The organism is Novosphingobium sp. PY1 (genome assembly GCF_017312445.1).
Lineage (GTDB): Bacteria > Pseudomonadota > Alphaproteobacteria > Sphingomonadales > Sphingomonadaceae > Novosphingobium.
The window spans coordinates 127,429-151,421 of sequence record NZ_BLTI01000007.1 but is presented as its reverse complement, the minus strand read 5'-3'; the positions used below and the strand labels follow the sequence as shown (position 1 = coordinate 151,421).

Annotated in this window: 22 protein-coding genes; 13 read left to right on the top strand and 9 right to left on the bottom strand. The window is 64.3% G+C overall.

All coding sequences use genetic code 11. From position 1 onward, the window contains the following. Positions 1 to 14 precede the first annotated feature (14 nt). Positions 15 to 734: a TorF family putative porin gene (locus tag J3474_RS10395; RefSeq protein ID WP_207094106.1), complete on the bottom strand. Its 720-nt coding sequence runs from the start codon at positions 732 to 734 to the stop codon at positions 15 to 17. Between the two features lie 275 nt (positions 735 to 1,009). On the opposite strand from J3474_RS10395, the gene J3474_RS10390 reads away from it, so the two are divergent. Genes J3474_RS10390 through J3474_RS10345 form a run of 10 tightly spaced genes read left to right on the top strand, consistent with a single transcriptional unit; the run spans position 1,010 to position 10,721 of the window. Beyond that, on the top strand, positions 1,010 to 1,879 hold the full coding sequence (locus tag J3474_RS10390) for an urease accessory protein UreD (protein ID WP_207094105.1): 870 nt from the start codon (positions 1,010 to 1,012) through the stop codon (positions 1,877 to 1,879). A gap of 1 nt (position 1,880) precedes the next feature. Continuing rightward, entirely contained in the window at positions 1,881 to 2,183 is a 303-nt protein-coding gene (locus tag J3474_RS10385) for an urease subunit gamma (RefSeq protein WP_007014513.1), read from the top strand. After that, complete coding sequence (locus J3474_RS10380) at positions 2,167 to 2,508, top strand: urease subunit beta (RefSeq protein ID WP_013837125.1); 342 nt, start codon at positions 2,167 to 2,169, stop codon at positions 2,506 to 2,508. Before J3474_RS10385 ends, J3474_RS10380 begins: the two co-directional genes overlap by 17 nt. After that, positions 2,508 to 4,217: an urease subunit alpha gene (gene ureC, locus J3474_RS10375; RefSeq protein ID WP_207094104.1), complete on the top strand. Its 1,710-nt coding sequence runs from the start codon at positions 2,508 to 2,510 to the stop codon at positions 4,215 to 4,217. Before J3474_RS10380 ends, ureC begins: the two co-directional genes overlap by 1 nt. 8 nt (positions 4,218 to 4,225) lie before the next feature. Further along, positions 4,226 to 4,777, top strand: a complete 552-nt coding sequence (locus J3474_RS10370) for an urease accessory protein UreE (protein WP_207094103.1) — start codon at positions 4,226 to 4,228, stop codon at positions 4,775 to 4,777. Further along, a complete protein-coding gene (locus tag J3474_RS10365) occupies positions 4,719 to 5,465 on the top strand; it encodes an urease accessory protein UreF (protein ID WP_242528336.1) in 747 nt (248 codons plus the stop codon). The genes J3474_RS10370 and J3474_RS10365 overlap by 59 nt, the downstream gene beginning before the upstream one ends. A 5-nt stretch (positions 5,466 to 5,470) precedes the next feature. Next, positions 5,471 to 6,109 carry an urease accessory protein UreG gene (gene ureG / locus J3474_RS10360; RefSeq protein ID WP_376706524.1) on the top strand — a complete coding sequence of 213 codons (639 nt, stop codon included), beginning with the start codon at positions 5,471 to 5,473 and terminating at the stop codon, positions 6,107 to 6,109. Next, positions 6,106 to 6,672, top strand: coding sequence for a HupE/UreJ family protein (locus J3474_RS10355; protein WP_207094101.1), 567 nt, complete (start codon positions 6,106 to 6,108; stop codon positions 6,670 to 6,672). The genes ureG and J3474_RS10355 overlap by 4 nt, the downstream gene beginning before the upstream one ends. Before the next feature lie 15 nt (positions 6,673 to 6,687). Further along, positions 6,688 to 9,846, top strand: coding sequence for an ATP-binding protein (locus J3474_RS10350; RefSeq protein WP_242528335.1), 3,159 nt, complete (start codon positions 6,688 to 6,690; stop codon positions 9,844 to 9,846). After that, positions 9,843 to 10,721 carry a response regulator gene (locus tag J3474_RS10345; RefSeq protein WP_207094100.1) on the top strand — a complete coding sequence of 293 codons (879 nt, stop codon included), beginning with the start codon at positions 9,843 to 9,845 and terminating at the stop codon, positions 10,719 to 10,721. The genes J3474_RS10350 and J3474_RS10345 overlap by 4 nt, the downstream gene beginning before the upstream one ends. A gap of 6 nt (positions 10,722 to 10,727) precedes the next feature. Here J3474_RS10345 and J3474_RS10340 read toward each other — a convergent pair whose 3' ends face one another. Genes J3474_RS10340 through J3474_RS10305 form a run of 8 tightly spaced genes read right to left on the bottom strand, consistent with a single transcriptional unit; the run spans position 10,728 to position 19,244 of the window. Then, complete coding sequence (locus tag J3474_RS10340; RefSeq protein WP_207094099.1) at positions 10,728 to 13,076, bottom strand: TonB-dependent receptor; 2,349 nt, start codon at positions 13,074 to 13,076, stop codon at positions 10,728 to 10,730. Continuing rightward, positions 12,988 to 13,965, bottom strand: coding sequence for a FecR domain-containing protein (locus J3474_RS10335; protein ID WP_242528334.1), 978 nt, complete (start codon positions 13,963 to 13,965; stop codon positions 12,988 to 12,990). Before J3474_RS10335 ends, J3474_RS10340 begins: the two co-directional genes overlap by 89 nt. Continuing rightward, entirely contained in the window at positions 13,962 to 14,606 is a 645-nt protein-coding gene (locus tag J3474_RS10330) for an RNA polymerase sigma factor (RefSeq protein ID WP_242528333.1), read from the bottom strand. Before J3474_RS10330 ends, J3474_RS10335 begins: the two co-directional genes overlap by 4 nt. Then, the gene (locus J3474_RS10325; protein WP_207094098.1) at positions 14,603 to 15,220 is read right to left on the bottom strand and encodes a class I SAM-dependent methyltransferase; all 618 of its coding nucleotides are present in this window, start codon (positions 15,218 to 15,220) and stop codon (positions 14,603 to 14,605) included. Before J3474_RS10325 ends, J3474_RS10330 begins: the two co-directional genes overlap by 4 nt. Positions 15,221 to 15,240: 20 nt before the next feature. Beyond that, positions 15,241 to 15,885, bottom strand: a complete 645-nt coding sequence (locus J3474_RS10320) for a TRAP transporter TatT component family protein (protein ID WP_041558441.1) — start codon at positions 15,883 to 15,885, stop codon at positions 15,241 to 15,243. Between the two features lie 38 nt (positions 15,886 to 15,923). Then, on the bottom strand, positions 15,924 to 16,679 hold the full coding sequence (locus J3474_RS10315) for an SDR family NAD(P)-dependent oxidoreductase (RefSeq protein WP_013837138.1): 756 nt from the start codon (positions 16,677 to 16,679) through the stop codon (positions 15,924 to 15,926). Beyond that, positions 16,666 to 18,702 (bottom strand): AMP-binding protein, encoded by a 2,037-nt coding sequence (locus tag J3474_RS10310; RefSeq protein WP_207094097.1) that lies wholly within the window; start codon positions 18,700 to 18,702, stop codon positions 16,666 to 16,668. Before J3474_RS10310 ends, J3474_RS10315 begins: the two co-directional genes overlap by 14 nt. After that, the gene (locus J3474_RS10305; protein WP_207094096.1) at positions 18,699 to 19,244 is read right to left on the bottom strand and encodes a thermostable hemolysin; all 546 of its coding nucleotides are present in this window, start codon (positions 19,242 to 19,244) and stop codon (positions 18,699 to 18,701) included. The genes J3474_RS10310 and J3474_RS10305 overlap by 4 nt, the downstream gene beginning before the upstream one ends. A gap of 374 nt (positions 19,245 to 19,618) precedes the next feature. On the opposite strand from J3474_RS10305, the gene J3474_RS10300 reads away from it, so the two are divergent. From J3474_RS10300 to J3474_RS10290, 3 genes are all read left to right on the top strand, one after another. Continuing rightward, the gene (locus J3474_RS10300; RefSeq protein ID WP_207094095.1) at positions 19,619 to 20,215 is read left to right on the top strand and encodes a (2Fe-2S)-binding protein; all 597 of its coding nucleotides are present in this window, start codon (positions 19,619 to 19,621) and stop codon (positions 20,213 to 20,215) included. Beyond that, on the top strand, positions 20,215 to 22,494 hold the full coding sequence (locus J3474_RS10295) for a molybdopterin cofactor-binding domain-containing protein (RefSeq protein ID WP_242528332.1): 2,280 nt from the start codon (positions 20,215 to 20,217) through the stop codon (positions 22,492 to 22,494). Before J3474_RS10300 ends, J3474_RS10295 begins: the two co-directional genes overlap by 1 nt. 80 nt (positions 22,495 to 22,574) lie before the next feature. After that, positions 22,575 to 23,924: a cytochrome c gene (locus J3474_RS10290; RefSeq protein ID WP_242528331.1), complete on the top strand. Its 1,350-nt coding sequence runs from the start codon at positions 22,575 to 22,577 to the stop codon at positions 23,922 to 23,924. Positions 23,925 to 23,993 lie beyond the last annotated feature (69 nt).

The following is a 23,993-nucleotide window of genomic DNA, read 5'->3' as shown; positions in this document are numbered from 1 at the left end:
AATGAATGGAAAGGTCAGAAGCGCGCGCCGATGTATCCGACGACGGTCGCGCCGGCGCGGTTGTCGCCGTTGGACGCGGCGGAGAACTTGTTGGTATCGATGTAGTCGGCGCCGATCAGAAAGTGTCCACGGGCATAGCTGACGCCCAGCTGCCAGTTGACCTTGTCGTTCCACCTCGTGCCGTCTTCGTATCCGACGAGGCCCTTCACGGCGAAACCGGTATTGTCGATCGGCAGCGTGGCGCTGGTGTAGGTGTAGGTGCTGTGCCCGGTGAAATGGTATTCGTCATGGATGACGCCCGCACCCAGCGTGACGGGCCCGACCGGCCCGCTGACGCCTACTTCGTACTGGTCGAAATCGATGTTCTCGGCGTCGTGGAAGACGAGGCGCAGGTAGCGGGCCCGGACCTTCACCCCGGAGATCGTGCCCTGCATGCCGGCATAGAGGTCGGTTTCCATCGCACCAGCGCCTGCATCCTTGTCGAGGCTCGAGGCCCAGACGCCCGCAAATGCGCTGACGTTCTCGGCAATCGGCACACCTGCCTCGACCGAGCCCTGGATGACCGGCTTGGTATCGCTCAGCGACGCACCGCGCAGGCGATAGTCGTTCAGGAACGTGACCCCGCCGTTGAAGGTGAACGGCAACTCGTCGTCGGCCATGGCCGGACTGGCAAAGGCTGCCGAAGCCGCGGTGAGGGTAAGGGCGCCAAGCGCAGCCTGCTTCCATCGTGTCATTCTAGATTTCCCTCCACATTGAACCCTGACGCCGGACCCTGAAGCCCTGACGCAGCTGGAGGTTGTGCAGTGCAGCACGAACGCGCCATGGGGTATTTGACGTATGCGCCGGACCGGCTGACGCGGCGCTGCGGCCCTTGGCCGAGTCCATACGTCAAATGCCCCATATGATCGGGCCCGCCATGCGCCGATTGTGCACTTGCAAACAGACGGGCGCGACCAACTCGCCGCTCCATCGACGAAGGACACTGCCAAGCGTGCACCGGGCATTTGCCATGAGTGACGATCAGACTATCCCGCCCACGGCGGCTTGCGCGCCCGCGCGGGCGGATGCGGTTCCCGCCAGCCTGCGCAGCGTCGGTGAGATCGACCTTGCCTTCATCGACAGGTCTGGGGTCGCCGCCGTTTCGCGCGCCTTTCAGTCGGGTTGCCTGCGCATGCGCATGCCGCGCACTTCGGGTGAGGAGCCCTGCGCGGTGCTTATCAACACCGCGGGCGGCCTTGCCGAGGGCGATCGCCTCGTCCAGGGCGTGACATGGGCACAGGGCGTGCGATCTGCCGTGGCGACCCAGGCGGCAGAGAAAGTCTACCGGGCCCTTGACCAAGGTTCGCAAATAGCAACGCGCCTGCACGTGGAACAAGGCGCCCAGGCAGAATGGCTGCCGCAGGAAACCATCCTGTTCGACGAGGCCCGATTGGTGCGCGATACGCAGATCGCGCTGGCGCAGGATTCAAGTTTTCTGGGCGTGGAAGCACTTGTGCTGGGCCGCGAGGCGATGGGTGAGAGCGTCACGCGGGGAGCCTTGCGCGACCGCCTGCGGATCTGGCGGGGCGGCAAACTGATCTATGCCGATACCCTGGCGCTTGAGGGCGATATCGCGGACCTCATGGCTCATGCCGCAGTGGGCGGCCGAGCGCGAGCCATGGCAGTCATCGTCCATGTGGCGAATGAAGCCGCCGACTTGCTCGAACCGGTGCGCAGCGCGCTGGAGACTGCCCGGGGACAGGCAGCCGCGAGCGCCTGGAATGGCATCCTGGCGGTTCGCCTGATTGCGTCCGATGGAGAAATCCTGCGCCGCGACATCGCGGCCGCACTTGAAGTCATGCGCAAGGGGCGTGCCTTGCCCCGCGTCTGGAGATGCTGAAATGAACCTCACACCTCGCGAGAAGGACAAGCTGATGCTCTCGCTGGCCGCCATGGTGGCGCGCCGCCGGCTCGAGCGCGGCGTGTCGCTGAATTACCCCGAGGCCATCGCGCTGATTTCCGACTTCGTTCTCGAAGGTGCGCGCGACGGCCGCTCGGTGGCCGATCTGATGGAGGCGGGGGCTCATGTCATCACACGCGAGCAGGTCATGCCCGGTGTCGCCGACATGATCCACGACGTGCAGGTCGAGGCCACCTTTCCCGATGGCACCAAGCTGGTGAGCGTTCATGACCCGATCCGCTGATCCGTTCATTCCCGGAGAGATCCTTGCCGCGCCGGGAGAGCACGAGCTCAATGCCGGGCAGCCGGTCACAGCGATCCGCGTCGCCAACAGCGGCGACCGGCCGGTGCAGGTAGGCAGCCACTACCACTTCGCCGAAGCAAACGACGGTCTCGTGTTCGATCGCGATGCGGCACTTGGCAAGCGGCTCGATATTCCTGCCGGCACCGCTGTGCGCTTCGAACCCGGTCAGGCGCGCGAGGTCTCGCTCGTTCCGCTGCGGGGAGATCGGCAGGTCTTCGGTTTCCAGGGCAAGGTCATGGGCCCGCTCGAAGCGGGAGACGCCTGATGGCCTATCGCATGTCCCGCGCCGCCTATGCCGACATGTTCGGGCCAACCACCGGGGACCGGATGCGCCTCGGCGACACCAATATCCTCATCCGCATCGAGAGCGACGCCACGATCCTGGGGGAAGAAGTCAAGTTCGGCGGCGGCAAGGTGATCCGCGACGGCATGGGGCAGAGCCAGCGCACCAATGCGCAAGGCGCTGCAGATACCGTCATCACCAATGCCGTTATCCTGGACTGGACCGGCATCTACAAGGCGGACATCGCGCTCAGGGCCGGGCGCATCGCTGCCATCGGCAAGGCGGGCAACCCCGATATCCAGCCCGGTGTCGAGATCGTGATCGGCCCGGGGACCGAGATTATCGCAGGCGAAGGCAAGATCGTCACCGCCGGCGGCATCGACGCGCATATCCATTACATCTGCCCCCAGCAGGTGGAGGAGGCGCTGGCGAGCGGGGTGACCACCTTTGCAGGCGGTGGCACCGGCCCTTCGACCGGAACAAATGCGACCACCTGCACGCCGGGCCCGTGGCACATCAAGCGCATGCTCATGGCGGCCGAGGGGTTGCCGGTGAACCTGGCATTCGCGGGCAAGGGCAATGCCAGCGACCCGGCTGCTCTGGAGGAAATGGTCCGCGCCGGCGCCGCCGCTCTCAAGCTGCACGAGGACTGGGGCACGACCCCGGCTGCCATCGACTGCTGCCTGTCGGTAGCCGACCGGATGGACGTGCAGGTCATGATCCATACCGACACGCTCAACGAAAGCGGGTTCGTCGAGGATACGATCGCTGCCTTCAAGGGCCGCACGATACACGCCTTCCATACCGAGGGTGCGGGCGGCGGACATGCGCCCGACATCCTCAAGCTGGCAGGCTTTGCCAATGTCATCCCGTCCTCGACCAATCCGACGATGCCTTTCACCGTGAACACGATCGAGGAGCACCTCGACATGCTTATGGTGTGCCACCACCTCGATCCATCGATACCCGAGGACCTGGCCTTCGCCGAAAGCCGGATCCGCAAGGAGACCATTGCGGCCGAGGACATCCTGCATGACATGGGCGCGCTCTCGATCATTTCCTCGGACAGCCAGGCGATGGGCCGTGTGGGCGAAGTCATTTCCCGCACCTGGCAGACCGCCCACAAGATGAAGGCCCAGCGCGGCGCCCTGGAAGGTGACTGCGCCGAGGCAGACAACGAGCGCGCCAAGCGCTATGTCGCCAAGTACACGATCAACCCGGCCATCGCGCAGGGCATGGCCCGCGAGATCGGCTCGATCGAGGTCGGCAAGCTGGCCGATCTGGTCATCTGGGACCCGGCGTTCTTTGGCGCAAAGCCCGATCTCGTGCTCAAGGGCGGCATGATCGTGTGTGCCATGATGGGTGACCCCAATGCCTCGATCCCGACGCCGCAGCCGGTCCATTCGCGCCCGATGTTCGGCCAGTTCGGCAAGGCCATGGCGGCAAGCTGCATAACCTTTGTCAGCAATGCGGCCTATGAGGCTGATATTACGGGAGAGCTTGGTCTCGCCCGCACTGTGATGCCGGTCAGTCAGACGCGCGGCATCGGCAAGGCGCAGATGAAGTGCAACGACGCGCTGCCCGATATTCGCATCGATCCCGAGACTTACGAAGTCCACGCCGACGGGGAATTGCTTGCCTGCGAGCCGGCCACCGAGCTGCCACTGGCGCAGCGCTATTTCATGTACTGAGGATTACCATGAGAAGAATTATCAGGATCGAGAGTGAAGCGGTTGAAAAAGCTGCAGATGCGGTCCGCCTGGATTTCGACCAGCGTAATCGCCGCCGGATCGTCTTCACCACGAATGGCGGGGCTTCGATCCTGCTGGACATGGCACGCCCGGTACACTTGCGCGACGGTGACATGCTGCGCCTCGACGATGACAGCATGGTGCGCGTGGAGGCTCTTTGCGAGCCACTGATCGAGATCGCTGCGCATTCGAGCGCCGAGCTGGTCCGCATTTCCTGGCATCTGGGCAACCGTCATCTGCCGACGCAACTTCTGCCCGGCGATAGCGGCGGAACCCTGCGCATTCGCCACGATCACGTGATTGCCGAAATGGTGGTCGGACTGGGCGGCCACTGCCAGCCCGTCCTTGCGCCTTTCGACCCCGAGGGCGGGGCCTATTCGGGCACTGGCGGACATCACCACGGACACGGTCATGACCATGAGCATGAGCATGAGCATGAGCATGGCCAAGCGCACAATCACGCTCACAGCCACGGACAAGAGCATCACGCCCATGGCTGACGCCGAGCTCTTCGACCTGATGAGCTGGATGTCGCCGGCTTGGCCGATCGGTGCCTTTGCCCATTCCAGCGGACTGGAATGGGCGGTGGAGGCCGGCCACGTCACCGATCGCAGCAGCACCCGGGACTGGATCGTCGCGCTTGTCGAGCATGGCGCGATCCACAATGACCTCGTGCTGTTCACGCACGCCTGGCGGGCGTCCCGCCTCGGCGATGCGGGGCGCTTCGACGAAGTGGCGCAGCTCGCGCTGGCCAGTCAGATCGGTCACGAACGCTATGTCGAGAGCACCGCGCAGGGCAGCGCTTTCGTACGCATTTCGCGCGCGGCCTCGGGCGTCGCCGATTTTACGAAGCAACTTGCCGGTCTCGAGCGCACGGACATCGCCTATCCCGTTGCGGCGGCGGCACTTTTCGCGCTTCGCGGCATTGCACTGGAACGCGCGCTGACGGCCTGGCTGCACGGCGCGGTGTCCAATCTCGTCTCGGCAGCGCAGCGCCTCGTGCCGCTCGGGCAGACAGACGGCCAGCTCGTCCTTCATGACTGCCGCGAGGTCGTCATGGCCGCGGTCAAGCACATGGCCAGCCTGCCGGACGGCGATCCTTTCGATGCCCTGGGCGGCTGCACGCTCGTCGCCGACCTCGGCTGCATGGCTCACGAAACCCAATACACAAGGCTATTCAGGACATGAACCAGATGGCAACTCCCCTCCCGGCTTCGGGCCCCTTGCGCGTCGGCATCGGCGGCCCCGTAGGCTCGGGCAAGACCGCGCTCATGGACGCACTTTGCAAATACCTGCGTGAGAGCTACCAGATCGCCGCGATCACCAACGACATTTACACGCGCGAGGACGCCGAGTTCCTCACCCGTGCCGGTTCGCTCGATCCTGACCGGATCCTGGGCGTCGAGACCGGTGGCTGCCCGCATACCGCGATCCGCGAGGATGCCTCGATGAATCTCGCTGCGGTCGATGTGCTGGAGCAGCGCTTCCCGGGCCTCGACCTCATCCTGATCGAAAGCGGCGGCGACAATCTGGCGGCCACCTTCAGCCCGGAACTGGCCGACATCACCATCTATGTCATCGACGTTTCGGCAGGCGACAAGATCCCGCGCAAGGGCGGGCCGGGCATCACCCGAAGCGATCTGCTGGTGATCAACAAGATCGATCTTGCGCCGCTCGTCGGCGCCAGCCTTGAAGTCATGGACCGCGACGCGAAGAAGATGCGCGGCGCGCGGCCGTTCGAATTCGCCAACATGCGCGCCGGCAAGGGTCTCGAAGAGATCGCCGGCTTCATCATCAAGGCAGGCGGACTGCCGGAAAGGATTGCTGCATGAAGCGGCTCGTCTCCACTCTTGCCCTTGCAGGCCTTAGCCTCGCTCCCGAATTGGCCCTGGCCCACCCCGGACACGGCAACGGCGCATTCGCATCGGGTCTGCTCCATCCCCTGACCGGCGCCGACCACCTCGCCGCAATGCTGCTGGTGGGCCTTGGCGCTGCAGTGTTCCTGAAGCGGTCGGGCTGGGTACTTCCGCTCGCTTTCCTGGGCGGTCTGACCTTCGGATTCGTGACCGGAACCTGGCTGCCCGGTTCGGCCGCGGAAGCCGGGATCATGGCCTCGCTCGTCGTGCTTGGCCTTGCTGCGGCATTCCAGGTCCGCACGCCGGCTGCCATCGCGGCCTTTCTCGTCGCCGCTTTCGGTTATGCGCATGGCGCCAGCCATGGCATCGAGATGCCGCACGATGCCTCTCCGCCACTGTTTGCCGGTGGGTTTCTGGCGACCAGTGCCTTGCTCCACTTCGGCGGTTATGCTCTTGCCCGGGTGTTGCCGAACCCGGCTTTGCGCCTGATCGGGGCTGGCAGCGCGGGTTTCGGCCTCGTTCTGGCCGGGATTTCATGATGGAGCGCAACCGGATTGGCAAAATCGGAACCTGATCGGGCGCGGGCGGGCACTGTGTCGGACGTCGCGGTCAAGCGCCAGGTCATCGTCGGCACGCGCCGGCGCTACAACCAGTGGGTCAACAACCAGACGCTGGAAGACTATGCCCTGCGCTTCACCGCGACGCGCGCGCGCAGGAGCTCGCCTGCCTGGGTTGCCAATACTGCACTCGGTTCGATCGCTTTCCTTGCCTGCGAGGCGCTGGGCGCGACGGTCACCATCGGTTACGGCTTCGAAAGCATGGCCTGGGCGCTGGGCGTGGCGGCGGCGATTTTCCTGATTTCCGGCATACCGATCTGCTATTACGGCGCCCGCTATGGCGTCGACATGGACCTGCTCACGCGCGGATCGGGCTTCGGCTATCTTGGCTCGACGATCACTTCGGCGGTCTACGCCTCCTTCACCTTCATCCTGTTCTCGATCGAAGCGGTGATCCTGTCGGCAGCGCTTCAGTTGTGTTTCGGCATACCACTGCCGATCGGGCACATGATCAGCGCAATGGTGGTCATTCCCATCGTCGCCTACGGCTTTCACCGCATCAGCCAGTGGCAGAACTGGACGCAGCCGATCTGGTTCATCCTGCAGGTTGCGCCTATCCTGTTCCTCGTCGAGCAGGGCAGCGATGGGCTTGCCCTTTGGACCGGTTTCGAAGGCGCAGAGAAAGTCGGCTCGATGGCGAGTTTTGCGGTTGCGCTCGCCGTCTTCCTCTCACTGCTGCCGCAGATCGGAGAGCAGGTCGATTACCTGCGTTTCCTGCCCGAGCAGGAGAAAGTCGGCAAGCTGCGCTGGTGGTCGGCGTTGCTGGCGACCGGCCCGGGCTGGATTCTCGTGGGCGGCGTCAAGATTGCCCTGGGGTCCTTCCTTGCCGTCATCGCGCTGTCCTCCGGCATGAGCGCGAATGATGCGGCCAATCCGGCCATGCTCTATTTCATGACCTTCGGCGGCCTCGTCGCCAACCCGACGGGCGCAGTGATACTGACCACGGTCTTCGTTGCGCTGTGTCAGATCAAGATCAACGTCACCAATGCCTATGCCGGCTCCATAGCGTCCTCGAATTTCTTCTCGCGCCTGACCCACCGGCATCCCGGCCGCGTCGTATGGCTCGTGTTCAATACCCTGATCGCGCTGATGCTGATGGAGGGCGGCATCCAGACCGTCGTCGAGCGGGTGCTGACGCTCTATTCCAACTTCGCGGTCGCGTGGTTCGGTGCGGTGATCGCCGACCTCATGATCAACAAGCCGCTCGGCCTCAGCCCGCCGGGCATCGAGTTTCGCCGCGCCTACCTTTATGACCTCAACCCGGTCGGGGTCGGCGCCATGGCAATCTCGATCCTGTGTTCGACACTTTGCTTCGCAGGGCTTCTGGGAGAGGTGGCGCAGATGCTCTCCCCGGTAATCGGGCTGAGCGTATCGTTCATCTTCGCCCCGATCATCGCTGCCGCCACCCGGGGGCGCTATTACATTGCCCGTCCGCAGGACAAATTCGAAACCGCCGAATGCACCTGCAAGGTCTGCGAGAACACCTTCGAAGCACCGGACATGGCGGTCTGCCCGGTTTACGACGGCGCGGTCTGTTCACTGTGCTGTACGCTGGAGGCACGCTGCCACGATGCCTGCAAGGTCAGGCCGGAGGCCGGGGTCAACCTCTCCGCATTGCTCGAGCGCCTCCTGCCGGGCTCGATCACCGACGTGACCTATGCGCGCATCGCCCGCTTCCTCGTGGCCTACTGCGTCTGCCTTGCCATCGCCGGCGTGGTGCTGCTGTTGATCTTCTATCAGCGTGAAGTTGCCGGGGACGACCCGCTGGTCCTTGCCAGCATTCTCAAGACCGTTTTCGTCGGTTTCATGGCGATTTCAGGTTTCGGCGCCTGGTATTTCGTTCTCTCGCGGGAAAGCCAGCGGGCGGCAGAGCAGGAAACGGAACGCCAGACCGTGTCACTCATGGAAGAAATCGAGGCGCACGCGCGTACCGATGCCGAACTGCAGCGGGCCAAGACGGCGGCGGAGAATGCCAACCTTGCCAAGAGCCGCTACATCATCGGTATGAGCCACGAGATCCGCACGCCGCTCAACGCAATCTCTGGCTATGCACAGTTGCTGGAGCGCGACGAAAGCGTACCGGTCGCCGACGCTGTGCGCGTCATCCGGCGCAGCGCCACCCACTTGTCCGATCTCGTCGACGGTCTCGTCGATGTATCACGGATCGAGAACGGTTCGGTCCGGATCGCCCGCGAGCGTGTGAACCTCGTCGATCTGCTCAACCAGATCGTGGACATGTTCCGTATTCAGGCCGCCGCGCGGGGAATCCAGTTCGACCATAGCCGGCCGAACCATTTGCCGCACTGGATCTATGCCGACCAGAAGCGGCTGCGGCAGGTGCTCATCAATCTCATTTCCAACGCGATCAAGTATACGCCTGCCGGGTCCGCGGCGCTCAACGTCTATTGGCGCAATCCGGTCGCCGAATTCGAAGTGGTCGATACCGGAGTCGGTATCGAAGCAAGCAGTCTGGAACGCATCTTCGAACCATTCGAGCGGATCGGCACGGTCCGCGGACAGCAGGGCGTAGGCCTGGGCCTGACGATCGCACGCATGCTTGTCGATGTCATGGGCGGGCAGCTTACCGTGAAGAGTACGCCGGGCCTGGGCAGCACCTTTACCGTGAAGATGTTCTTCTCCGAGGCGCCCGTGCCGGAAAAAGGGCCGTCGGAGCCTGCTCCCCAACTGTCCTTTGCCGGGCCGCAGCGGCGCATTCTGGTCGTCGACGACGATTCCGCGCACCTCGAACTGACCCGGGACCTTTTGACCCCGATTGGATTCGATCTCGAGTTTGCCGAGAACGGGCGCGCTGCGATCGAGGCCTATCGCCGCAAACGGCCCGATCTCGTCATCATGGATGTCGCCATGCCCGAGATGAGCGGATGGCAAGCTGCGCATGCGATCAGGGAGCTCGATGGCGACAGCGTTCCGATCCTGATGGTCTCTGCCAATGTCCACGAGTTCCAGCGGCCGCGCAGGCCCGACGATCCGCATGACGATTACATCGCCAAGCCCTACGAACTCGACGTTCTGATCGATCGGATCTCGGTCCTGCTCGACCTCGAACCCGCCGAACGACCGGAGTCCGCGCGATGACGGCCCGCATCCTCGTCGTCGATGACGATCCCGAAACGCGCGGGATGATCGAAGCATTTCTGCGCAGCGAAGGGCACGATCCGATCCTTGCTGCCGATGGTGCGATCGCGCTTGGGCTGCTGGACGAGGCGCGACCGGACCTCGTGCTGCTCGACGCGGTGATGCCGGGGCTGGACGGATTCGAGACATGCCGCCTGCTCAAGTCCGACCCGCGCGCCAGCGATGTGCCCGTCATATTCATGACCGGGCTCTCCGATAGCGACCATGTCGTGCGTGGACTGGAAGCGGGCGGGGTGGACTATGTAACCAAACCCGTGGTTCTGAACGTGTTGAGTGCGCGCATCCGCGTCCATCTCGGCAATTCCAGCGGCGCGCGCAAGGCGATGACCGGGCTTGATGGGATGGGCGCGCAGTTGGTCAGCTGCGATGCGCGCGGCCACATTGGCTGGACTACACCTGCCGCGCAGCGCGTGCTTGACGGATTTTCACCGGACAAGCGAACCGCATTGCAATCGCTTCTCGCTGAACTGATCGTTGAAGCCTCGCAGCGCACAGTCACTGTCGTCCTGGGGGCGGAACGGTTCGATGTCACCCTGGTCGGCGAAGCAGGCAGCGCCGAGCACATGTTCCGCATCGCTCTCTCGCGCGAGGGGCGCGAGGGCGACATGCTGCGCGATGCCTTCGGCCTGACCCCGCGCGAAGCGGACGTCCTCTTGTGGACCGCGCGCGGCAAGTCGAACAAGGACATGAGCGAGATCCTCAACATCAGCGCGCGTACGGTGAACAAGCACCTCGAACAGATCTTCGTGAAGATCGGCGTCGAAAACCGCGCTTCCGCTGCCGCTGCCGCGACGCGGGTGATCTACGAGACCTGACGCAGTCTAGAAATGGACCGACCCGTTCAGGGAAAGCGTCGTGGGCTGCTGCGGCGTGAATTGCGGCATGGAGCGGTAGCGAAGGGCATTGCCGAAGGCGAAGACGTCGCCCTTGTCAGCGAACAGGTTCTGCACGTTCAGGCCCACTTGCCAGATGCCGTCGCTGACCTGAACTTCGAAATCGCTCTCGATCAGGTCGCCCATCCTGCGGTCAAGGTCAGGATCGAAGCTCATGCGGGCCGGGCCGACATAACGCAGGCTCAGCTTGGCGCGCGCATTCAGTTGTCCTAGTGTGAAATCGCGGCGCAGGCCGGCGCGTACGGTATATTCGGGAACGACCGGCAAGTGCCTGTCTTCAAGTTCGAAACCCAGATCATTGCGGATCAGGCGCGCATCGGTGAAATTGCCGCCGGCCTCTGCCTGCCAGCCTTCGCCCAGCGGCAGTTCGAGGCTGCCTTCGATGCCGAAGATGCGGGCGTTTCCGGCATTGACCGTCTCGACCAGGCCATTGTCCTCCAGCACGTCGGATTGCAGGTCGTGCCAGTTGGAGAACCATGCGCCCAGATCGAGCTTGCCCCCGCCGGACAGCCGCTGGCGCCAGCCCAGTTCGATGGAGGCCAGTTCATCGCTGCCCAGCGTGTCGATGCTGCCGCTGGACGTAATATCCGATCCGCCTTGCCTGAAGGCCGATCCGTAGCGCACGTAGACGAGGCTGGACGAGCCGGGCTGCCAGGACAAAGCGACACTGGGTGTTACGCCGGACTTGTCACGCTCACGCGAGACGGGGCCGGCCTGCAACATGCGCGTCTCGCGGATCGACGAGCGGAAAAGCCGCGCCCCGGCATCGATCGAGATCGTGCCGGATACCGGAACAGTCGCGTCGAAATAAGCGGCATTGTCGTGACTGGTCCGGCGATCGTCGTCGAGCGTCGCCATGGCGCCTGCACTATCTTCAAGCGAAGTCGCCAGTCTCTGGCGCGCCACAAGGCGCGAGATGCCCGCAAGCCAGGTTACACCGCCAAGGTGACCGCGCAGGCGCAGCTCGGAATCCCATATGCGGAAATGGCGCTTGTCGAGCAGGCTCTTCGGATTGGCGAGCCCGAAGCCATCCGCGCCGAGCGATGCATCGAGCGTGTTGTCGACATCGTGCCAGGTCATGGCGCTGGCGAACGTCACATCGATGCTGCCGGCCGTGCCGTTCAGCCGTCCGGCGAAGTGGATGAGGTCGTTGTCGTGCGGCTCGGGCGATTGTGTGTCGCGTGAATAGCTGCGCGGGGTATAGACATAGCGCGTGTCGCTCGAGCGCAACCACTGGCCGAAGCCGGTGAGGTCCAGACGCCAGTCGTTGGCCGGAATGAAGGCGAGCCCGGCGCGCGCGCCCGACACGCGCGTCCAGTTCGCGTCGTTGCGTTGACCGGTATCGATCCAGCCCGGCTCCTTGGCCCCATAGCCAACGAGGCGCAGGGCGGCCCTCTCGCCCACCAGGGGCAGGTTGGCCACGGCGGAGCCCGAATAGCCGGTATTGCCGTGCGCCACGAGTGAGGTTCCCGCAGTAACGTCGAGGCTGGTCCGATCGAGTTCGGGAGCGTGGGACACCATGCGGTAAATGCCGCCGAGCGCACCGGTCCCGTAAAGCGAGCCTTGCGGCCCCTTAAGCACTTCGACGCGCTCGATGTCGACGAGGCGGATATCCGGGTCCGGCGCAGCATAAGTGAGGCGCGCTTCGTCTAATACGACGGCCACCGTCGACTGGCTTTCGCCGCTGAAGGCGCTGTCGGCAACGCCGCGCAGGAACATGCGATTGCGCCCTGGCCCCAGTGACGTCAGTGAAAGCCCTTCGATCTGCGAGGCAACCGTGGCGCTGGCGCGGGTAGGGATGCCGTGGATTTCGTCCGCAAGGGCGACCACCGAAACCGCGGCAGGAACCGAGAGCAATTCCAGCGGTTGCTTGGTGGTCGTGACGACGATGGGCTGGGGCGGCGGCGGTGAAACAGGACTGGGCGGGGGCACTGCAGGCCCGATGGCGGCGGCCGGTTCGATGCGCCAGGCCGTCTCGCTTACCTGCCTTGCGACGAAACCGCTTCCGGACAGAAGCTGTGAGAGCGCCTCGCCGACCGAATAGTTTCCCCTTACGCGTCTTGTGCGCAGGCGGGGCAGTGCACCCTGCGTACCGATGGAAACCCGAGTTTCGCGGGCAAGCTCGGCAATGGCTTCGGGCAGTGTGCTCGCAGCTATGTCGATGCCGCGGCGCGCTGCTTCGCGCGCCTCAGCCGCCGGGCTGCTCCAGACGCCAAGCGCCAGCGTGGCCGCTGAGACGCAGGCCCATGAGCTGCACCAGATCGCGTAACGCCGCATCCCCATCGTCGACAATCAGCGTCCCCGAAAACCGCCGGTCGCGCAAGGACGCCGGCACTTCCACCGAGACACCCGCATAGCGATGCAGATCGGCGGCGACCAGCACAAGTCGCGCATTTTCGTAGGAAAGTCTGCCTTCCTGCCATGAACCGACATCGACGGGCTTGATCGATGCAATCGTCGCGGTGCCCTTTGCGCCGTCGAAATCGAGACCGCTGCCGGCGGCCAGCTTCACCGGAGCGTCGAGCGCCTGCGAACTGACCTGCACTTTACCCTCGACGACGGCGACGCGCACCGTGTCCTTCTGTTCCTGTACGTCGAAGCGCGTGCCGATGTCGCTGATCGCAAGATCGCCGGCGGTGATCGTGAGGCGGCGCGAGGGATCGTGGCGGATGTCGAACAGGGCGCCGCCGGAAAGGGCCATGCGATCCCGATTGCGGCCCTCGATGGTCAGGTGGCTGCGCGGGGCGAGCAGGATCGTCGAGCCATCCTCAAGCGCGATGCGCTGCGATGCCGCTGCGGTCTCGTAAAGCTCTGGAGCGGGGCCCATGAACTGGGGAACCGCCAGAACCGCAGTCAGGGCCGCGGCAACGGCAAATCCAGCCCAGCGCAGCCGCTTCCCGAAGACCGGACGCACGACGCGATCGTTCGCAGCCTCGGCATAGGTGGCTTCCATCGGGGTTTCGAACTCGGGCGCCGCGGGCTCTGCCAGTTCCTCGCGATGCTCGCCGAGCATCATGTCCGTCAGGGCAATCTCATCGAACGCCTTGCGGTGTGCAGGGTCTGCTTCCAGCCAGAGGGTGAACGCATCCCAGTCCATGGCATCGTCGCCGCTGGCGAGGTGCCAGCGAACGGCTTCGGCCAGGATCGGATCGTCTTCGCGTTTCATTGTCCCTGTTCCATCTGCGGTCGTTCCCCGCTGTCAGCCCCTCGATCTGAAGACGTCGCCGTGTCGAAACATCCACAGTCGGACAGTGCCGCGCGCAGGCGTTTCATGGCGAGTGCGAGGTGCTTTTCCACTCCGCTGCGGCTAATTCCCATGACTTCGGCGATTTCTCCCTGCCCCATTCCCTCGAAGCGATAGAGCCGCAAGGCCCGGCCAGCGCCTTCGGGAAGGGCGTCGATGGCGTCGCGCAGGATCTGCGCTTCCTGCTTGCGGGCCAGCGCTTCGTCGGCAGGTTCGCCGGGGTCTGTTCTGTCTTCCGGCGACATGGCGACACCGCCGCTCTCGGCCTCAAGCCAGTTGCGCTCACGCCGCATGGCGCGTTGTCGCCCGCGCAGCCGATCCAGAACGAGATTGTTGGCCATCCGAAACAGATAGGCGCGTGGATTGGCGACGGGCCCTGCGGGCTGCGCGCCGACCTTGATCCAGAGATCCTGCAGCAAGTCCTGCGCGTCGTCCGCCGAAGCGCAACGGGCAGTGAGGAATTGCAGCAAGGGACCGCGTTCGTCTTCGAGTACGCGGGCGAGCCCCGAGGCTCGCGCTTGCTGCGGCATCGGCTCCATGTCGATCTCCGCCAAGAACTTCATGATCGCCAGGCCCTTGCGAGCAAACCGGTGACCGATCGGGTGATCGCCACTTCATGCACTTCGATCCGCTCTTGTGCAAACCCTGCATCTGCAAACGCTGCGCAAAGCGCGTCTCTATCGAAAAGCCGATGAAAGCCCTCGCGGGTAAAGGACCAGTTTTCCATGCTCTGCCTGTCGGTGACGTAGGCCACAATTCGCCCGCCAGTCTTCAGCAGCCGATGCATCCTGTGCAGCATGGCGTGGTTGGAATCTTCAAAATACAGGACATTGAGAGCAAGTACTGCATCGAAGGTCGCGTCTGGCAATGCCAGATCTTCCAGTCTCGCCTCGAGATAGGAAGCACGCGCGCCAATGCGCTGCCGCGCGGCTTCCAGCATGGTCGCGGAAGCGTCGGCCCCGGTGACGAGGCAATCGGTACGCGCCAGCAGTTCGGCCATCGCCGCGCCGGTGCCGCATCCGGCGTCGAGCACCGCTTCTCCCTCGCCCGGCGCCAGGAGATCGACCGCAAGGCGGGTAGGCTTTCGGTTGACCACATCCATGGCATTGCCCAGCAGGCGGCCGGGCAGGCCACTGGGATGGGCAAGCTGCCGCGCAAGCCGGTGAGCCAGCATCATGGGCACGTGCTTGCGGTCAATCAGCCCGCCTTGGCCAGCAGGGCCCGGACTTCGCGTCGGCGGCCTGCGTCCCACACCGGGCGGGCAGGATCGTGCGGAGCCTGCAGGGCTTTTTGAAGATAGGTCTTCGCTCCCGCCTTGTCTCCCTGATCCAGCAGGTAGTCGCCATAGAAGTAGTTGGAATCCAGGCCGTTGGGATCAACTGCCAGCGCCTGCTTGAGCAGCTTTTGTGCCCGCTCGTCGTCCCCCCATCCGATCGGCGATCCCGGAACCTTGTAGTAGAGTACTCCGAGGCTGAGCGCGGCTCCGCCGTCCGCCGCGCGCGGATCGAGCGAATAGGCCTTGGCGATCAGGTCGCGGGCCCGCGTCGCCAGGCTCATCTTGTGAAAGATATTGGCACGATTGGCCTGCTCGCTGGTGATGATGCCCTGCCAGAGCAGCGGTTCGGCCTTGCCCGGATAGCGCGCGACGATGGTCGCGGCCTGCTTGGCCAGCTGGTCCAGCGCCTTGGTCTGCGTGCTTGAACCCTTCACTTCGTACGTGATGTGGGCCCAGCCATCGTTCACGGCCTTAACGTCGCTCGCCATGTCGGCGAAGGCGGCCGAGGGCAGGGCGCAGGCCAGCAGCGGGGCGGCCAGAAACGTGAGGACACTGCGTTTGATCATCGGATGGATCTCCTGTCTCTTTATCGTGTCGGGCTGGTTCAGCAGAACTCGGCGCGGGCCTTGCGGATCTGTCCGGCAAGTCCGTTGTCGATCAAGCGGGGGGAAATGGCATTGAGGGCGGCATAAAAGCGTTCGAGTGCGCCGATCGAGACGGTCTCGCGTCTTTCGACGATGGCCGAGACGATCCGCCGGGCCACCCAGTCGGGTGCATCGGCCTTCATTCCCGTCACTTCGAGGAAGCGATTGACCTCACCGTTGTTGAATGCGGTGCGCGCGGCCCGCGGATTGATGTGGGTGACTGTGACGCCGCTGCCCATCAGCTCGCGCCGCAAGCCTTGGCTGAGGGCGGCGAGACCCGCCTTGCTGCTCGAATAGGCGGCGAACCAGGGATAGGGAATCGCGCCCAGGACCGAGCCGATATTGACGATCTGCCCGCTCCCTCGCGCCTGCATCGGCGCCGCCACTGCGCGGGCGAGGACGGCCGGCACCAGCAGGTTGATGCGATAGCACAGTGACAGCGCCTCGATCGGCTGGCTCTGATGCAGGCCGAAACGCATGACCCCGGCGATGTTGACGAGGATATCCGGGCAATCGCCGGCAAGCCGCTCTGCAAGCCGGGCAAGGGCGGTCTCATCCGAGAGGTCGGTGACGATACTGGCGTTGCAGGCCGCGCTTTCTGTGCGATCGATCCCGATGACATGGGCTCCGGCCTCGCGAAGCAGCGTGGCCACGGGCGTGCCGATGCCCCCGGCAGCGCCGGTGACGGCTATGCGTTTGCCTTCAAGCGGCAACATCCTGGTCCTCCATGGCAATCGCGGCGAACATGCCCCCGAAGAGGGCGAACATTTCGCGCGCCATCCTGGTGATGGCCTCGCGGTCCTCCGGCGTGTCCAACCGGTTCACGAGCGCGGCGAAAAAGGCCATGTGGTCCTGATCGAGCGCGCCATGCGAGGTCAGGTAGGTGAAGGCTTCCGGCGGCAGTCCAAGATTCGCGGCGACTGCACTGGCACCGCGCTGGGCTAGGGCGACGCTTACGCTTTCCAGCACATAGACCATGCCGAAAAAGCAGGCGGCATTGCCTTCCCCGATCCGGGCATAGGCATGGTCGACCATGGCCTGCGTTGCCGGATTGGGCCTGCAGGTGCGCGCCTTGTCGGCATCGCCGCCGGCCGCAGCGATATCCGCCAGGATCCATTCCTCGTGGCCGGTCTCTTCCTCGATATATTCATCGAGCGCGGCGACGAGTTCGGGCCGGTCCAGCAACCGAGCACGCGCCGCCTGCATCAGCGGAACCGTATGGCGCACATGGTGATAGGCCTGAATGAGGTAATCGAGGTAGGTGCGGCGCGAGATCGTTCCGGCAAGTCCGGCGCGCACTTGCGGGATCGTCAGGAAGCGCAGTCGATCGCGCCAGGTTGCAGCTTCCAGCTCATCGAAAAAGGCCGGCTTGCCCTCGAGCCATGTCCGGGCGATGGCCTTGCGGCGCAGGCGTCCGTTGCCGGTGAGCATACCGTTGGCTGGCGTGAACGGCGCCGCTTCACGCCAGGCGGCCACGCGTGCATAGGCGGGCAACGTCCGGTTTGCCGCCGCAAGGGCCTTGACGATATCCGCGTCTGGCGATGCCGGGACGAGCAGCGCTTCGGGTGCCGGGCGGCCGTCGCCATGGACCAGGGCCTGGGCGATTTCGGGCTGTAGCAGCAGTGCGGCCTCTACCCATTCCGGCGAAATATTGCGGCCATAGCTGGTGACGATCATGGCCGTCTTGCGGCCTTCCACCCAGAGGCGGCCATGTTCGTCGATGCGACCGATGTCGCCGGTGGCCAGAGGTCCCGGCGTACGCGGCTCGCCAATGGTGCCAAGGTACATTTCTCCCTCGAGCAGGATTTCGCCATCGGAGGCGATCGTCGCCCGGACGTGGCCGAGCGGGCGCCCGACCGAGCCTTCCACGCTTTCGTCCGCGCATTCCAGCGATACGACCGAGCCGCATTCGGTCAGGCCGTAACCCTGCCTGACCGGCAAACCGAGGTCGCGGGCTCTTTGCAGGAGTTCAACGGGCACCCGTGCCCCGCCGACAGCCACCAGCGTCAGGTCCGGTAGGCGTTGGCCGGTGCGTTCGAGAACCGCGACCATCCCTGCGAGATATTCCGGAACGAGGATCAGCGACGTGATCCGCCACACCGCAAGGCGTGAGACCATCGCTCCGAAATCGGGACGGAAGGGGTCACCCAGCCCGACCTCGCGCTGCGGCGGGCAGATATAAGTCCCCCCGGCCAACATGGTGGCGAAGAAACCGGCGACCGTTTCCAGCAGGATTCCGGGGGGCAGCAGGGCGCAGTGTCGGCCGGCATGGGCGGTTCCCAGCGCTTCAACGACCGATGCGGCGACAGTGAGCATGTGGCTCTGCGACAGGCACACGCCCTTTGGCGTGCCGGTCGATCCGGAGGTAAAGGTAACCCGCGCCGTCAGACGGGGCAGTAATGACGGCGCGGGGTGCGGTGTGGAGGGACATTCGCCCCCCGCACCGCAGGCGGAAACGGCGTGACGGACCTGTTCGTCGGTAAAGAAAGCAGGAAGCGACAGGACCGGAATACCGGCATCGAGAAGCGCCAGCTCGAGAACGGCTGCTTCGACACCATGATCGAGGCGCAGGACATAGGGCTTGCCACTCTGCGCATCGCCGCGCAATTCGGCGACCGCCTGCGCCACGCGGACGGCCAGGTCCCGCCACGTCACGCAATCCGATACGACCGGGTCGAGCGCGATGCCGAGCGGGTTGTGCTCGGCATGGGCACGGATCGTCTCCAGCAGACCGGTCACGCGGCAAATTTCCGGCGACGGGCAAGGAAGGTGGAAATGGCGCGCTGGCCCTGCGCAATCAGGCCGGCGCAGACCATTGGGTCATTGGCGTAGTAGTTGCCCCAGGCGACCGGATCGTCGGCGCGCTGCGAATCGGCCTTGGCAAGAACGTGCAGGGTCACGCCCAGTCTCTCGAACATGCGGCGCAGCGGTGCGGTGAGCGTTGCCACCGCCACTTCGCAATCGGCACCAAGGTCATTCGCCGCCATGCCCCAGAGGGTGACCATGGCAAAGGCATCGTCGGCGGCCAGATTGCCGAGTTCGATCACGCTGGAACGTTCGACGGCATGACCCAGCACATCAGTCAGGCATTGCTCCACCGGACGGTCGAGATAGCGTTCGAGAAAAAGAGTTTCTTCACCGGCGCGGCGATAGCCTAGCGCGGCATGAGCCGTGTTCTGGTACGAGACGTGGAGGATCGCGCCATATCCGGCCTGCACGTTTGCCCCATGCGCCTCAAGATAGCGCCTGCGGACCAGATCAATCGACGATGTCTCTGACATCCCAGTCTCCTCGGTGTTCGAGGAAATGACGGCACGCCTCTCGGCCTTCCGCAGTCGGACCACTCGTCCTTCGACAAGATTCCCTTGGCGCACGACGAATCGATCGAGGCCCGCACCATGACCGAAGCCGCATGATCGCTCTGGCAGGCCACTTGCACGAGTTTCATCCCCGCGAATCGTGGATCCTGGGCTATGGCGGTCCATTCGCACTGCAGTTGCGTGAGGTGATTTGCCTCCCTGTCTCTTCAACAGGTGACAAGAAGGCATTCGTCCACCATGTTCGAAACGCAGGATAATGCCCTAATGCTTTGCGGTCACGGCGCAGTACATCGCGCTGCGCAAGGCAGACGGGCAACTTGACTCACGAGGGCGGCATGAAACTTCGAATCAACGACAAGGAAATGGACGTCGAGGCCGACGGCGACACACCGCTTCTGTGGGTGCTGCGTGACGACCTCGGAATGACCGGCACGAAATATGGCTGCGGTCTTGCGCAGTGCGGAGCCTGTTCGGTTCTTGTCGACGGGGTCGTCACCCGTTCATGCGTGACCCCTCTCGATGCCGTGGCGTTGAGCGCCATCACCACGATCGAAGCGATCGAGGAAACGGCTCTCGGAAAGCGGGTGGTCGAGGCCTGGGTGCGCCACCAGGTGCCCCAGTGCGGCTATTGCCAGTCGGGACAGGTCATGGCGGCGACTTCGCTGCTCAAGGAAACCGCGACACCCACGGACGATGAGATCCGTGGAGCGATGATCAACTTGTGCCGCTGCGGCACCTACAACGCGATCAAGGCGGCGATGAAGGACCTTGCCGGTACGTCGGAGACTGCGGACAGCGAAGATGGCCGCCACCTCGGGGCTGCAGGGATGGTCGCAGGCGGCGCGGCCGTGGCGGCGGTGGCCGCAGCCGGCACGGCAGCGGTTCGATCCAAGGCCCGAAGCGAAAAGACCGGCAGCGAAGGGGACGCGTGATGGACATGATCGCAGATGCACCCCGGGGCGGGAACGATGACCTGCAGCAACTTGCGGATGGCGAGCCCTCAAACATTTCGCGTCGGCGCTTCTTGCTGGCTTCGGCCGGGGTAAGTGCGGGGGCCCTCGTCCTCGGCTTCGGTATCCCGCTGGGCAAGGCGCGGGCGCAGGAGGGCAAGTCCGCGATCCCCGAGGCGGCGGCGCACCTAAAAGTGCCCGCCTTCCTCGAAATTCGCCCGGACAACACCGTGCGGCTGCAAAGCCCGTTCATCGAGGGCGGGCAGGGCGTATTCACAGCCATGGCCCAGATCGTCGCCGAAGAACTCGACATCGATCCGTCAGCCTTTACCGTGGAGAGCGCGCCGGCGGGCAGCGAATACCTGATCGTCCCGGGCGCAGGCCGGATTACCGGTGGCAGCATGTCGGTGCGCACCAGCTACATGACGATGCGCAAGATCGGTGCATCGGCCCGGCTGATGCTGATGCAGGCGGCTTCGCGAAAGCTCGGCGTACCGTTCAGCTCGCTTGCGACGCAGCCGGGCCGTGTGGTCCATGAAGCCTCCGGACGTTCGCTGGCTTACGGCGAAGTGGCTTCCGGCGCACTCGACATGCCGGTGCCCCCGCAGGATAGCCTCAAGCTGCGCGATCCCAAGACGTTCCGCTGGATCGGCAAACCGGTCGCGCGCATCGACATGCACGAAAAGGCGACCGGCAAGGCGCAATTCACGATCGACGTGGTGGTCGAGGACATGGTCCATGCAGCCATTCAGCATGCGCCGCGCCTCGGTCTCGAGGTGGGCTCGATCCGCAACGAGGACCAGGTCAAGGCGATGCGCGGCGTCGAATCGATCCATCGCCTCGACGGCGCCGTCGCAGTCGTCGCCAAGCGTTGGTGGCATGCGCGCCAGGCTGTCGAGGCCCTGCTGGTCGACTGGGCAGAACCCGGCGACAAGTCCGGCATCCGCTATATGCCGGGCGACTTCGACAGCGAGGCATTCTCGCAGCAACTGGGCGCCAACTCCGAAGCGGGCAACGAGGCTGAGGCCCGGGGCGATTTCGCCAAGGGCTTCGACGATGCGGCGACAAAGGTAGAAGCCACGTATTTCAGCCAGTACCTGCACCATGCCCAGCTTGAGCCACCTTCCAGCCTGGCGCGGTTCAATTCCGATGGCACGCTGGATCTGTGGGTTCCCAATCAGGCGCCCGAAATGTTCCAGGCGGATGCTGCAAAGATAGCCGGAATGGAGCCGGGCAAGATCAAGATCCACTCACAGATGCTGGGGGGCTTTTTCGGTCGGCATTTCCTGTATGGACCGGGATGCTGCTATCCGCAGGCGATCAAGTTGGCCAAGGCCGTGGGCAAGCCGGTCAAGGTGATCTGGAGCCGCGAGGAAGAATTCCTGCGCGATCCCCTGCGCCCGATGGCAGCGGTGCGCTTTCGTGGCGGCCTTGACAGCAACGGCATGCCCATCGCGATCGAGGCGATCAGTGCCTGCGAGGGACCGGGCGAAGGCATTGCCAACAAGCGAGCCGAGGGCGTGGATGGGATGGCCGTCGAGGGATTGACCGGCAAATCCTACGCCATTCCCCATTCCCGCATCGCGCAGGCTTACGTCAAGAACCCTGTCACGCTTGCCTACTGGCGGTCGGTCGGCAACTCGATGAACGATTTCTTCTACGAGACCTTCCTCGACGAGCTGGCGGACAAGGGCGGTCTCGATCCGTTCGAGATGCGTCTGCGCCTGCTCAGGGACAACAAGCGCCTGACCACCTTGCTTCAAGCTGTCGGCGATCTGGCGGGAGGCTGGAAGCGCGGTCCGTTCAGTGCAGCCGACGGCACCCGGCGTGCGCGCGGCGTGGCCATGGCGTCACCCTTCGGATCGCACGCTGCGGCCATTGCCGAAGTTTCGATCAAGGACGGACAGGTCGTCGTCCATGAACTCTGGGAAGCGATCGATCCGGGCAGCATCGTCAATCCGGCGATTGTCGAGGCGCAAGTCAACTCGGCCATTGCACTGGGTCTTTCGCAGGTTCTGCTGGAGGAAGCCGTCTACAAGGATGGGCAGCCGGTCGCGCGCAATTACGATCTCTATCCGATCCTGCCGCCCGATCGCATGCCGCGCGTTCACGTCAAGATCGTCGAGAGCGGCGCACAAATGGGCGGTATCGGCGAACCACCACTGCCGGCCGTGCCGCCTGCAGTGGCCAATGCGGTCTCCGCGCTGACCGGAAAGCGGGTGCGCAGCATGCCGCTTTCGCGGATCAAGTTCGACACCTGAGGCGAACCTGCAAGCTCCTGTTCTCCTGTCCGCGAACCTTACCGGTTGCGGACAGGCCCCCCAGTGAACGGAACGAAACCTTGAAGAAGATTCTCACGATCCTGCTGGCCCTCGTGGTGATCGTCGGCCTGGCTATCGCATGGTTCGTCAATCGCACACCGGCTTCGCCTTTCGATGGTGCGGCCAGCGGCACGCCGAGTGCCGATCTGGTCAAGCGCGGCGAATACGTGGCCCGGGCGGCAGACTGCGTCGCTTGCCATGGCCTGCCGGGCAAGCCTGCGTTTACCGGCGGACTGGAGATGGCGACCCCCATGGGTTCGATCTTCGCCACGAACATCACGCCCGACTTGGAGACCGGAATCGGCGCCTATTCACTGGCCGATTTCGACCGGGCAATCCGCCAGGGCATCGCGCCGGGCGGCGAGTGGCTCTATCCGGCCATGCCCTACCCTTCCTACGCCAAGCTAAGCGACGATGACGTGAAGGCGCTCTACGCCTTTTTCATGACCGCAGTGCCGGCAACCAGGCAGGAGAACCGCCAAAGCGAAATACCCTGGCCGCTCAACATGCGTTGGCCGCTCGCGCTTTGGAAAGCCGTCTTCACGGACGGAGGAACCTACGAGAACAAGGCCGGCCGCGACGCGCAGTGGAACAGGGGTGCCTATCTCGTGCAGGCTGCGGGCCATTGCGGCGCCTGTCATACCCCGCGCGGCCTTGCCATGAACGAAAAGGCGCTGGACGAAGAGAGCGACCGGTTCCTGGCCGGAGCGGTACTCGATGGCTGGTACGCTCCCAGCCTGAGAGGCGACGGCAATATAGGTCTGGGCCGGTGGAGCGAGGACGAGATCTGGCAGTTCCTCAAGACCGGTCGCAATCGCCACGCTGTCGTCTATGGTTCGATGACAGAGGCTTTCAACAATTCCCTGCAGTTCATGCGCGACGAAGACCTTCGCGCCATGGCCCATTATCTCAAGTCCTTACCGGGTAATCCTCGCAAGGAGGGTGAGCCCTGGCAGTACGATGCTTCATCCAACCAGGCGCTGGCGATTGCCAATCGCATGGATCATCCCGGCGCGCAGACCTACATGGCCAAGTGCAGCTTCTGCCATGGCGCCGATGGACGAGGGCAGGGCCAATGGATACCGCCCTTGTCAGGCTCGGCTTCGGCGATGACGAGCGACGGTGCGCCTTCGGCGATCAACATCACGCTCAACGGATCGCAGAGGGTGGTGGCTCAAGGCGTTCCCGATGCCTACCGCATGCCACCCTACCGCAACCAGTTGTCCGACAGCGAGATCGCCGATGCGCTCAGCTTCGTGCGCACGGCCTGGGGCAATCGCGGAGGGACGGTTTCGCCCGATGATGTAGCTGACTTGCGCAAGCGCACCGATCCCGCCAGCAGCCAGGTGATCATCCTGCAGATGCGCTGAAAGCCGAATGCCGGAAATAAGGAGAAGGGGGCATGGATGCACGCCCCCTTCGTTGTTTCGGGATCAGCA